Source organism: Inquilinus sp., from assembly GCF_039594555.1.
Lineage (GTDB): Bacteria > Pseudomonadota > Alphaproteobacteria > DSM-16000 > Inquilinaceae > Inquilinus.
Map to the genome: position 1 here is coordinate 1 of NZ_JBCNNF010000244.1, position 10,558 is coordinate 10,558.

A 10,558-nucleotide genomic window follows, 5' to 3' on the forward strand; every position below is an offset into this window, starting at 1 on the left:
CCCATAGGCCGCGACCACCGCGGCGTCGAGCTTGAGATCGCCGAACTCCGCCTGCGCCTCCGGCGTGCGCAGCGTGGCCGGGTGGCGGACCGGCAGCTGCGCCGTCGCCGCCGCCCGGTGCACGGCGGAGGGCTGCAGCTTGTGGCCCCGCCCGGCCGGCCGCGGCGGCTGGGTGTAGATGGCCGCGATCTGGTGCCCGGCATCGATCAGCGCGAGCAGCGCGGGCACCGCGAAATCCGGCGTGCCCATATAGGCGAGGCGAAGGGGCATGGGCTGGTGCCGCCGTTCAGAACGGCAGCTTCATCCCCGGCGGCAGCTTCAGCCCGCCCATCAGCTTCTGGGTCTCGGCCTGCACCGCATCCTCGACCTTGCCTTTGGCATCGTTGAAGGCGGCGACGATCAGGTCCTCCAGCACCTCGACCTCGGACGGGTCGACCAGCTTCGGGTCGATCTTGAGCGACCGCAGCTCGCCCTTGCCGTTCAGCACCACCGCGATCATGCCGGCGCCGGCCCGGCCCGGCACCTCGATCTCGCTCAGGCGGGACTGCATCTCGGCCATCTTGGCCTGCATCTCCTGCGCCTGCTTCATCATCTGTCCGAGATTCTTCATGCCTCTCGCGGCTCCTCTTCATCGGTGGCGTCGGGCGTCGGCTCGGCGGCCGGCCCGACAACCTCATCCTGTTCCAACGGGTTGCGCAGGTCGCGGATCACCGCCCCCGGGAAGGCGCTCATCACCGCCTTGACCATCGGGTGCTCGGCCGCCGCCGCCAGCGCGTTCTCGCGGTCGGTCCGCGCCTGCTGGGTCAGCGTCGGCGCGCCCTCGGCGCCGGAGACGCTGACCACCCAGCGCTCGCCGGTCCAGTCGCGCAGGGCGGTGCCCAGGCGGTTGGCCAGGTCCGGCGGCGCCTCTACATGCGGCCGGAACTCCAGCCGCCCCGGCTCGAAATGCACCAGGTGAACGGCACTCATCAGCTGGCCGTGCAGCACCACGTCGCGGGCGAAGGCGATCTGCACCAGCTCGTCGAAGCTCTTCGGGTCGGCCCGCAGCACCGGCTTCGGCGCCGGCGCGGCCGCCGCGACCATGGGGGCCGGTGCCGCGGCCTGGGCGGGAACCGGCGCGGGCGCCGGCGCCACGGGCGCCGGCTCGGCCGGCACCAGCGACAGGCCGCCTCCACCCCCGGCCGCCATCCGGGCGCCGCCGCCGGGGCCGGGCCCCGGGGCGGGGCCGGCGGTCACCGCGCCCTGGCTCTGCAGGTCGCCGAACTTGCGGATCAAATCGCCCGGGCTGGGCAGATCGCTCATGTAGAGCAGGCGGATCAGCACCATCTCCAGCGCCGCCTGCGGGTTCGGCGCCGACTGCACCTCGCCCGCTCCCTTCAGCAGGGTCTGCCAGGCCCGGGTCAGGCCGGGCAGCGAGACCTTCTCGGCCAAAGCGCCGCCGCGCTTGCGCTCGACCTCCGGCACCGCCGGATCCTCGAGCACGGCCGGCACCATGCGGGCGCGGGTGACGAAATGGATGAAGTCCAGCAGGTCGCCGAGGACGGATTGCGGGTCGGCCCCCGCCCGGCGCGCCGCCTCCAGCCCCTCCAGCATCCGCGGGCCTTCGCCGGCGAAGGCGGCCTCGAGGATGTCGATGACGCTGGAGCGGTCGGCCAGGCCCAGCATCTCGCGCACCTGGGCGGCGGCGATGAAGGGCTTGTCGCCCACCGGCGTGCCCTGGGCGATGGCCTGGTCCAGCAGCGACAGCCCGTCGCGCGCCGAGCCATCGGCGGCGCGGGCGATCATGCCGACCGCCTCCGGCTCCGCCGCCACGCCTTCCTTGTCCAGGATGCCGGTGAAGTAGTCCTGCAGCTGGTCGGCGCCGATGCGGCGCAGGTCGAAGCGCTGGCAGCGCGACAGCACCGTCACCGGCACCTTGCGGATCTCGGTGGTGGCGAAGACGAATTTCACATGCGGCGGCGGCTCCTCCAGCGTCTTCAACAAGGCGTTGAAGGCGTTCTTGGAGAGCATGTGCACTTCGTCGATGATGTAGACCTTGTAGCGCGACGCCACCGGGCCGTAGCGCACGCCGTCGATGATCTCGCGGATGTCGTCGACGCCGGTGCGGCTGGCGGCGTCCATCTCCATCACGTCGACATTGCGGTCCTGCAGGATGGTGCGGCAGGGCTCGCACACGCCGCAGGGATCGGCGGTGGGACCGCCCTTGCCGTCCGGCCCGACGCAGTTCAGTGCCCGGGCCAGGATGCGGGCCGTGGTGGTCTTGCCGACGCCGCGCACCCCGGTCAGCACGAAAGCATGCGCCAGCCGGCCGGAGGCGATCGCGTTGGTCAGCGTCCGCACCAGCGCATCCTGGCCGATCATCTCGGCGAAGGTGGTCGGCCGGTACTTCCGCGCCAGCACGCGGTACGCCGCGGCCTTCTCGGGCTGCGGCTGCGGCGGCGCCTCGTCGAGGCCGATCAGGGGCAGGGCTGCGTCATCGCTCATGGCGCGCGATCATAGGGAATGGGACCGGCGGTCGAAAGGGCGAAGGCGCCGGCCATGCCGCCCGCTCACTCCCCCGCCATCTCCCGCAGCTGCTTCACCCGCTCGATGTTCAGCGTCATCGGGCAGACATAGTACATCGGCGACCCGACATAGGATCCGGCCAGCTCGCAGTAATTGTCGCGATAGACGATCCAGGCCTTCTGCGCCTTCTCCAGCTTCGCGGCGTCCGCCCGGCCGTTCATCTTGGCGAGGATCGCCTGGTACAGCCGATTCATCTCCGGCTTCGTCTGGTCGGCCACGCCCTCGGCGCAGGCGCTGACCGTGCCGTTGTTGGCGCCGCCGGCCTCGGCCACGCAGTCGCTGTAGATCTTGTCGTAGTCCTTCGGCCCTTCCGCCGCGGCGGCGCCGGAGGTCTGGGCGATGGCCGCCAGGGCCAGGGCAATCGCGACGCGCTTCATGGATCCCCCTCCGGTTCGAACGGAGCGGCACCTAGCATGAAACATCCGGCATCGGGAAGGTGGGAGACCGGCAGCGACCCGTATCGAAACTCGTTACGGCTGCTTCCTTCCGGACCTGACCGGGTTGGCGAGGGACACGCCCGCGCCGATCTCCCGCGCCCTATATCGGGGTTCCGGCCGCCGGTGGCAAGTGCGGAATGACAGTTGCGTGTCGCCGGCTCAGCGTACCCCGTCCGCCGCCAGCGCGGCGATGCGGCGGCAGCAGGCCAGCAGCGGCCCGGCATAGCGCTCCGGGTCGTCGATCGCGGCGCGGTATTTCGGGATGCTGACGCTGATGCAGCCAATTGCACCGCCCGCCCCCGCGATCGCGCCGCCATAGCACCAGATGTCGGCCTCGTTCTCCTCGGCGTCGATCGAATAGCCGCGGGCACGGATGCGCTCGATCTCCGGCGCCAGCGCGTCCACCGTGGTCAGGGTCTGCGGCGTCATCGCCGCGAGATCGAGCTTCGGCAGCAGCGCTGCGGCCTCGGCCGGCGGCAGCGCCGCCAGCCAGGCCTTGCCGACCGAGCTGGAATGCAGCGGCACGCGGGTGCCGATGCGCGAGGCCATGCGCACCGCCCGCGGGCTTTCCAGCTTGTCGACATAGATCATCTCGGGCCCGCTGCGCACGGCCAGGTGCACGGTCTCGCCGGTGGCATCGCGCAGCTTCGCCAGCTCCTCCGCCGCGATCAGGCGCAACTCGAACCGGTCCCAGGCCCGCGCGGCCAGGGCCATCAGCCGGGGCCCGAGGCCGAAGGCGCCGCCGCGCGGCACCTCCGCCAGCATGCCCTCGGCCTGCAGCGCCGCGACGATGCGGTGCACGGTCGGCCGCGGATGGCCGGTCAGCCGGGCGATGGCCGCCACCGACACCGGCTCGGCGGCATCAGCCACGGCCTGCAGCACCGCCATGGCCTTGCCGAAGGCCGCCGCCCCCTGCACCGCCGCCGAACCGCCTTGGCCCATCGCCGCTTTGCTCCGTTCCTTGTCAGCTCACCAGATATCCGCCATCGACCGGCAACGCCACGCCGGTGATGAAGCCGGCGGCCGGGCTGCACAGGAAGGCCACAGCCTGGGCCACATCCTCCGGCCGGCCCCAGCGGCCCATCGGCGTGCGCGACAAGATGGCGCCGGAGCGGGCCGGGTCGTCCTGCAGCGCCCGGGTCAGCGGCGTGGCGATCCAGCCCGGCGCCACCGCGTTCACCCGGATGCCGTCCTCGGCATAGGCGATGGCCAGCGACTTGGTCAGCTGCAGCACCCCGCCCTTGCTGGCGCTGTAGCCCGGCACCAGCCCGCCGCCGAAGAAGCTGAGCATCGAGGCGGTGTTGACGATGCAGCCCTTGGTCGCCTTCAGCAGCGGCCGGGCGGCGGCGCACAGCCGCATCGTGCCGGTCAGGTTGACCGCCAGCACCTGCTCGAACACCGCCGGGTCGTGCTCCGCCCCGCGGCGGATCACCCCGGCGCAGTTGACCAGGATGTCGAGCCGGCCGAGCCCCGCCACCAGCGCCTCGACCGCCCCGGCATCGGTGACGTCGAGCTCCGCCAGCTGTGCGCCCTTCGGCGGCTCGGCGCCCGCCGCCGTCGCCAGGCCGGCGGCGGTGACGGTCGCACCCAGCCGGGCCAGCTCGGCCGCGATGGCGGCGCCGATGCCCTGGGTGCCACCGGAGACCAGGGCCGTGCGGCCCTGGAACAGATCGGTCTGGAAGGTCATGCGGTCCTCCCGTCCGGCAGGGTCGCGGACCGGTCGGCGACCGGCTTGCGCACCAGCACCACCAGGGCCAGCGCGCCGACGCAGGCGACGGCGGCGCTGATCAGCAGCGCGTTGACGAAGGAGCCGGTGCGGTCGACCACGAAACCGGTGACGATCGGCGCGAAGGAGCCGGCGAAGTAGCCGCCGAAGTTCTGGATGCTGCCGAGCGACGCCACCTGGCGCGACGGCGCGGCGACGCTGACCAGCATCCAGGCGGTGGAGCTGGCGTAGTTGATGAAGAACATGGCCAGCGAGATGTACACCACGGCCAGGGTCAGGCTCGGCGTGTAGGCCGCCGGCAGGGTGAAGATCGCGCCGCCGACCAGCCCCGCGGCCATCGGCCATTTCCGGCTGGCGATCGCCCCGACGCCGCGGGCCAGCAGGAAATCCGCCACCCGGCCGGAGCAGAGCATGCCCAGCGCGCCGAAGATGTAGGGGATGGCGACCACCCAGCCGGTGCGGGCGATGCTGAGGCCGCGCTCATGCTCCAGATAGCCGGGCAGCCAGGTCAGGTACAGCCAGACCATGTAGACCACGCCGCCGAAACCGATGACCATGCCCCAGGTGGTGAGGTTGGCGAACAGCCCGGCCCAGTCGGCGAAGCTCTGCCGCGGCTTCGGCTGCGCCGGCCGGCCCTCGTCGAGGAAGGAGCGCTCGGCCTCGGTCAGCGCCGTGTCGCCGCGGTTGCGGTAGATCAGATACCAGCCGACGGCGACGATGATGCCCAGCACGCCCATCAGGATGAACATCGGGCGCCAGCCGAAGGCCAGCATGATCGCGGTCAGCACCGGCGGCGCGATGGCGGGCCCGATGCAGGAGGAGGCGACGAAGATGCCGGTCGGCATGCCGCGCTCGCGCAGCGGGAACCATTCGCTGATCACCTTGGCGCCGGCCGGGAATTGCGGCGCCTCGCCGATGCCGAGCACGGCCCGGGTGCCGACCAGCTGGCCCAGCGACTGCGCCAGGCCGCCGGCCAGTTGGGCCAGCGACCAGAAGAACATGCCGGCGCCGAGCATGATGCGGGCGCCGAACCGGTCGAGCATCGCCCCGACCGGCAGCTGCGAGAAGGCGTAGGTCCAGGAGAAGGCGGAGAGCAGCAGCCCCATCTGCGTGGCCGACAGGCCGAGCTCGCCGGCGATGTCGTGGTTGGCGATCGAGAGGGTGCTGCGGTCGAGATAGTTGACGATGCCGGCCGCCGTCAGGAAGGCGACGGCGATCCACTGGATCCTGCGGATCCGCGGCGGCTTGCCGGAGGACATGAGAATCTTTCCTCAGTACCTTGGATTATCTTGATTTTCCGACGGCGCGATCAGCGGATGAACTGATCGACGTAATCAGCACCCAACCCCACCTCGCCGTAGTGCTTGCGGCACATGTCCAGCTTGGTGAACACGTCCTCGTAGCCGGTGTGTTTGCCCCAGGGATCAACGTAGTACATGACACCGTTCACCTGGAAATAGGTGATCATCTCCTCGACATCCTCGTCGACCACCAGGGTGTGGGTCTCGCCCGGCGGCTCGAAGACATAGCTGCCCTCGGTGGCGACCCAGTCATGCTCCAGATAGCGCCAGCTGCCCTTCAGCACGAAGCCGTGCACCGGCCCGGGATGGCGGTGGCGGCTGAGCACGCCGGCCTTGCGAACCCGCAACAGGTTCATCCAGTAACCGCTTGAGATATTGAGGCAAAGCGGCCGGAACCAGACATTCTCGGCCTGCGGCACCCACACCCGCTCATCCTGCGGCACGGCGTGGGGGACGACGATGTCCCGCAGCGCCTCGGGCGGGTTCGGATACTGGTAGGGCATCCGCTTGGTATCGGCGTCGGCTGGCATGACGCTTTCCTCCGGTTTGTCCACATTATGGACGATATATCCATCTTGTGGACAGACACTGGACCCTGATCAGGCGCCCGTCAATGCCGGACAAATGAATCGCCGGCCGGCCCTTGCTAACCGGCGATGCGGCGGGGAGAGGGTCCGGTCCGGACGGCGGCCGCCACCGCGACCACGGCCAGGACGAGCGGGGCGAAGGACAGCCAGAGGACCGTGTTCCAGCCATAGGAGGTCAGCAGGCTGCCGGACAGGAACGACCCGACGGCCATGGTCCCGAACACGACGAAGTCGTTGAGCGACTGCACCCGCGCCTTCTCCTCCGGCGCGTGGCAGTCCAGCACCATGGCCGAGGCGCCGACGAAGCCGAAGTTCCAGCCGAGGCCGAGCAGGACCAGCGTCCCCCAGAAATGCGCGACGTCCACGCCCGTCAGCCCGACCGCTGCCGAGGCGGCGGTCAGCACCAGCCCAACCGCCACCACGCGCGGCGCGCCGAAGCGCGTGATCAGCCGCCCGGTGAAGAAGCTGGGCGCGTACATCGCGATCACATGCCATTGCAGGCCGAGATTGGACATCTCCTGCGGCAGGCCGCACAGATGCATGGCCAGCGGCGCCGCCGTCATCAGGAAGTTCATCAGCAGGTAGGAGACGACCCCGCAGACCACGGCGATGATGAAGCGCGGCTGGCGCGCGATGACGCCGAGCGGGCGGCCGTCGGCTTTCCCGGCCGCGGACGTCGGCGCGGGCAGCCGGACCCCGAGCAGGATGAAGGCGGACAGTACGGCCACGGCGGCCTGCGCCAGGAAGGTGGCGGCGAACATATGCGGCGGCCACAGGTTCATGGTGTAGGTGACGAGTTGCGGGCCGATGACCCCGGCGGCGACCCCGCCGGCCATGACGGCGGACAGCGCCCTCGGCCGCCGCTCCGGCCGGGCGCAGTCGGCGGCGGCGAAGCGGAAGGACAGCACCACGGCCGCATAGGCCCCGCCGAAGAAGGTCGCCAGGCAGAACAGCCAGAAGGAGCCCAGCACGACTGCCAGGGCCGCCAGCAGGCCGACGAGCACGCCGCACACCGTCCCCGCCAGGAAGGCGGCGCGGCGGCCGTGGCGCTGGGCGATGCGGCCGGCGGGCAGGGTGCAGGCGGCCATCCCGACGACGAAGATGGAGATCGGCAGGGTCGCCAGCGCCTTGCTTGGGGCGAGCATCTCGCCGAGGATGGCACCGGTTGCGTAGACGACCGTCGAGTTCGCCCCGGCCAGCGCCTGGGCGACGGCCAGCCTGACGACGTTGCCGCGCTCGTGGTCGTAGAGGCCGACGGCTGCAGGCCCGGCGGCGATGCCGGCATTGGCGTGTGACACGGGGTTCCTCGACGCTTGTGGGGATGGCAGCCGACCGGTGCCGTCCGGTGCCGAGACTATCGTCCGCCCATGTGGCCGTCTTTCGACGGACTGCCATTCGATATAGAATAACGGCCAAGTTCCGGGAGGCTGGCTCATGAGCTGGGAGACGATCACGGCGCCGCCCGATGCGGCGCCCCCGCGGCCGCTGACGATGCGGGCGCAGTCGATCCCGCCGCGCCACACCTTCCCGGAGCACGAGCACGCCTGGAACCAGGTGGTCTACGCCATCTCCGGCGTCCTGACGGTGGCGGTGACGGGCCGCTCCTTCGTGATCTCGCCGGAGCAGGCGGTGTGGCTGCCGACCGGCACGCCGCACCGGGTCGGGTCGCTGCTCGGGGCGGAGTTCCGCAGCCTCTGGATCGCCGACGAGGCCGGGGCCGGCCTGCCGGACAGCCCCACCGTCTTCGGCGTCTCGCCGCTGCTGCAGGCGCTGATCGTCGAGGCCGCGGCGATCGAGGGGCGGGATGACGGGGACGGCTATCCGGGCCGCGTGACCGGCCTGATCCTCGACCAGCTCCGGCGCGCCCGGCCCCTGCCCGGCGCCCTGCCCTGGCCGCGCGGCGGCGCCCTGGCGACGATCTGCGAGACCCTCTATGCCGACCCGGCCGACGAGCGCGGGCCGGAGGAATGGGGGCGGCAGCTCGGCATGTCGGCGCGAACCCTGGCCCGGCGCTTCGAGGCGGGGCTGGGCATGAGCCTGCGCTCCTGGCGGCGGCGCCTGCGGCTGTTCAAGGCGATCGAGCTGCTGGGCGGCGGCCTGGACGTGACCCGGACGGCGATGGAGCTGGGCTACGGCTCGACCTCCGCCTTCGTCTACGCGTTCCGGACCGATATGGGCTGCAGCCCCCAGGCCTATGTCCGGCGGCGCCTGTCGGACCGGGGCGCCGGTCAGCCCGGAGTCAACGACACCCAGTAGCCGGGCCGGTACTCGACCGGCAGGAAGCGTTCGTGGAAGGCCCGGAAGGTGGCATCCGGGTCGAGGTCGGCGAACAGCTCCGGATGCAGCCACTTGGCCAGCGCCTGGATCGCCACGAACTGGTACGGGCTGTCGTAGAACTGGTGCCAGATGGCGTGCACCCGGCCGGACTGCGTGGCCGGGATGGTGGTGAAGGCCGGGCGCCGCATCAGCGCCCGCAGCCGGGCGCGGCTGGCGTCCTGGTCGGCGCCGGGGCCGACGCCGACCCAGGCGCCGGCGGTGTCGTACAGGGTCCAGTTGCTGCCGGTGACCACCACCACATCCGGCCGCGACGCGACGATCTGCTCCGGGTTCAGCGTGCCGAAGGTGCCGGGGATCAGGTCCCTCGCGATGTTGTCGCCGCCGGCGACCGAGACCATGCGGCCGAAATTCTCGTCGCCGAAGGACATGCAGCATTCGTCGCTGTAGCCGCCGGCGCGGTCGATCATCACCTGCGGCCGAGGCCCGGTGTAGGCGGCGAGCCGGCTGGTGACCTTCTCGATCTCGGCGCGGCGGAAGGCGATCACCTCCTCCGCCCTCTCCTCGCGCCCGATCACCTGGCCGAGGATGCGGATGCTCTTCTCCGCGTTCTCGAACGGCCGCTCGCGGAAATCGATGAACACCACGGGGATGCCGACGGCGGCCAGCTTGTCGATCAGCCCGCCCTCGTCGGTCGCCAGCTTCGACTCCAGGTTCATCACCACCAGGTCGGGATGCAGCGTCAGCGCCTGCTCGATGTCGAAGGTGCCCTCTTTCGCGCCGCCGAAGCGCGGCAGGTCGGCGATGAAGGGATGCTTCTGCCGATAGATCTCGTAGCCGTCGCGGTCGGCCTTCTCGAGATCGTCGCGCCAGCCGACGACGCGCTGGAACGGCGCCTCGGTGTCGAGCGCCGCCAGTAGGTAGATCTGCCGCCCCTCGCCCAGGATGATCCGCTGCGCCTCGGCCGGAACCACCACGCTGCGGCCGGCGACGTCCACCACCGTCCGGGTCTCGGCCGCCGGCGCCGTGCCGGCGGCGAACAGGAGCAGGGCGGCGGCGAGGCCGAGGAAGCGCCGGGAGATCATGGAGGGTGGTCCGAGTGATGGATTACGTCGGGCAAATTCAATGAAGGATATGAGAGTGATTATCAATCTCTATCGCAATCCGGCAACCACCTGGCCGAAACCGCGGCCCCGTTCCCAGCGAAGCGGTCCGGCGTATAACGGAGCGGAACCACCCGGGCGGACCGATCGCCCACGGGTGGCCTCGGAAGGGTGCATCGATGGCGGCTCGTCTCACAGTGCCGGTGATCCCGGCTTCCTTCTTCGGCATGGTGCTGGGCCTGTCCGGCCTTGCCGGCGCTTGGCGGCAGGCCGCCCTGGCCTGGCAGCTGCCGGCCGTGATCGGCGAGGCGCTGACCGCCCTGGCCACCGTCGTCTGGGCGGTGCTGGTGCTGCTGTACGGGCTGAAATGGCTGGTGGCGCGGGAGGACGCGCTGGCCGAGGTGAGCCATCCGGTGGCCTGCTGCTTCATCGGCCTGGCCGGCGTCTCGACGCTGCTGGTCGCGGGCGGCCTCGCCCCCTACTCCGCGCCGGCCGCGACGGTGCTGTTCGCGGCCGGCACCGCCTTCACCCTTCTGTTCGCAATCTGGCGCACCGGCGGCCTGTG

At 71.0% G+C, this 10,558-nt stretch carries 11 protein-coding genes, 1 other RNA gene and 1 pseudogene; 2 read left to right on the forward strand and 11 right to left on the reverse strand.

Going from position 1 to position 10,558, the window contains the following annotated elements; all coding sequences use genetic code 11:
* The 10 genes from ABDW35_RS23250 to ABDW35_RS23295 all read right to left on the reverse strand — a co-directional run.
* A partial coding sequence (locus tag ABDW35_RS23250) for a formyltransferase family protein (RefSeq protein ID WP_343716244.1) occupies window positions 1-270 on the reverse strand: 270 nt, incomplete at its 3' end.
* Window positions 271-286: 16 nt separating this feature from the next.
* Entirely contained in the window at window positions 287-610 is a 324-nt protein-coding gene (locus ABDW35_RS23255; protein WP_343716245.1) for a YbaB/EbfC family nucleoid-associated protein, read from the reverse strand.
* Window positions 607-2,484: a DNA polymerase III subunit gamma/tau gene (locus ABDW35_RS23260; RefSeq protein ID WP_343716246.1), complete on the reverse strand. Its 1,878-nt coding sequence runs from the start codon at window positions 2,482-2,484 to the stop codon at window positions 607-609. The genes ABDW35_RS23255 and ABDW35_RS23260 overlap by 4 nt, the downstream gene beginning before the upstream one ends.
* A 65-nt stretch (window positions 2,485-2,549) precedes the next feature.
* Window positions 2,550-2,942, reverse strand: coding sequence for a lysozyme inhibitor LprI family protein (locus tag ABDW35_RS23265; protein ID WP_343716247.1), 393 nt, complete (start codon window positions 2,940-2,942; stop codon window positions 2,550-2,552).
* A gap of 56 nt (window positions 2,943-2,998) precedes the next feature.
* Window positions 2,999-3,099, reverse strand: an RNA gene (gene ffs / locus ABDW35_RS23270) — signal recognition particle sRNA small type.
* Between the two features lie 62 nt (window positions 3,100-3,161).
* On the reverse strand, window positions 3,162-3,944 hold the full coding sequence (locus ABDW35_RS23275) for an IclR family transcriptional regulator (RefSeq protein WP_343716248.1): 783 nt from the start codon (window positions 3,942-3,944) through the stop codon (window positions 3,162-3,164).
* Between the two features lie 22 nt (window positions 3,945-3,966).
* Window positions 3,967-4,689, reverse strand: a complete 723-nt coding sequence (locus tag ABDW35_RS23280; RefSeq protein WP_343716249.1) for an SDR family oxidoreductase — start codon at window positions 4,687-4,689, stop codon at window positions 3,967-3,969.
* A complete protein-coding gene (locus ABDW35_RS23285; protein ID WP_343716250.1) occupies window positions 4,686-5,987 on the reverse strand; it encodes an MFS transporter in 1,302 nt (433 codons plus the stop codon). Before ABDW35_RS23285 ends, ABDW35_RS23280 begins: the two co-directional genes overlap by 4 nt.
* Window positions 5,988-6,037: 50 nt before the next feature.
* Window positions 6,038-6,559 (reverse strand): 2,4'-dihydroxyacetophenone dioxygenase family protein, encoded by a 522-nt coding sequence (locus ABDW35_RS23290; RefSeq protein WP_343716251.1) that lies wholly within the window; start codon window positions 6,557-6,559, stop codon window positions 6,038-6,040.
* Window positions 6,560-6,675: 116 nt separating this feature from the next.
* Entirely contained in the window at window positions 6,676-7,914 is a 1,239-nt protein-coding gene (locus tag ABDW35_RS23295; RefSeq protein WP_343716252.1) for an MFS transporter, read from the reverse strand.
* Between the two features lie 136 nt (window positions 7,915-8,050).
* Between ABDW35_RS23295 and ABDW35_RS23300 the strand changes: the two genes are divergently transcribed.
* Window positions 8,051-8,872 carry a helix-turn-helix transcriptional regulator gene (locus ABDW35_RS23300; protein ID WP_343716253.1) on the forward strand — a complete coding sequence of 274 codons (822 nt, stop codon included), beginning with the start codon at window positions 8,051-8,053 and terminating at the stop codon, window positions 8,870-8,872.
* On the opposite strand, the gene ABDW35_RS23305 is transcribed toward ABDW35_RS23300, so the two are convergent.
* The gene (locus ABDW35_RS23305) at window positions 8,845-9,975 is read right to left on the reverse strand and encodes an ABC transporter substrate-binding protein (RefSeq protein WP_343716254.1); all 1,131 of its coding nucleotides are present in this window, start codon (window positions 9,973-9,975) and stop codon (window positions 8,845-8,847) included. The genes ABDW35_RS23300 and ABDW35_RS23305 overlap by 28 nt on opposite strands.
* Before the next feature lie 197 nt (window positions 9,976-10,172).
* Between ABDW35_RS23305 and ABDW35_RS23310 the strand changes: the two are divergent.
* Window positions 10,173-10,558 (forward strand): annotated as a pseudogene (locus tag ABDW35_RS23310) (dicarboxylate transporter/tellurite-resistance protein TehA); the annotation flags it as partial.

Coding starts and splice junctions, on each gene's coding strand:
- ABDW35_RS23255 (WP_343716245.1), bottom strand. CDS start 610: ATGAAGAATCTCGGACAGATGATGAAGCAGGCGCAGGAGATGCAGGCC.
- ABDW35_RS23260 (WP_343716246.1), bottom strand. CDS start 2,484: ATGAGCGATGACGCAGCCCTGCCCCTGATCGGCCTCGACGAGGCGCCG.
- ABDW35_RS23265 (WP_343716247.1), bottom strand. CDS start 2,942: ATGAAGCGCGTCGCGATTGCCCTGGCCCTGGCGGCCATCGCCCAGACC.
- ABDW35_RS23275 (WP_343716248.1), bottom strand. CDS start 3,944: ATGGGCCAAGGCGGTTCGGCGGCGGTGCAGGGGGCGGCGGCCTTCGGC.
- ABDW35_RS23280 (WP_343716249.1), bottom strand. CDS start 4,689: ATGACCTTCCAGACCGATCTGTTCCAGGGCCGCACGGCCCTGGTCTCC.
- ABDW35_RS23285 (WP_343716250.1), bottom strand. CDS start 5,987: ATGTCCTCCGGCAAGCCGCCGCGGATCCGCAGGATCCAGTGGATCGCC.
- ABDW35_RS23290 (WP_343716251.1), bottom strand. CDS start 6,559: ATGCCAGCCGACGCCGATACCAAGCGGATGCCCTACCAGTATCCGAAC.
- ABDW35_RS23300 (WP_343716253.1), top strand. CDS start 8,051: ATGAGCTGGGAGACGATCACGGCGCCGCCCGATGCGGCGCCCCCGCGG.
- ABDW35_RS23305 (WP_343716254.1), bottom strand. CDS start 9,975: ATGATCTCCCGGCGCTTCCTCGGCCTCGCCGCCGCCCTGCTCCTGTTC.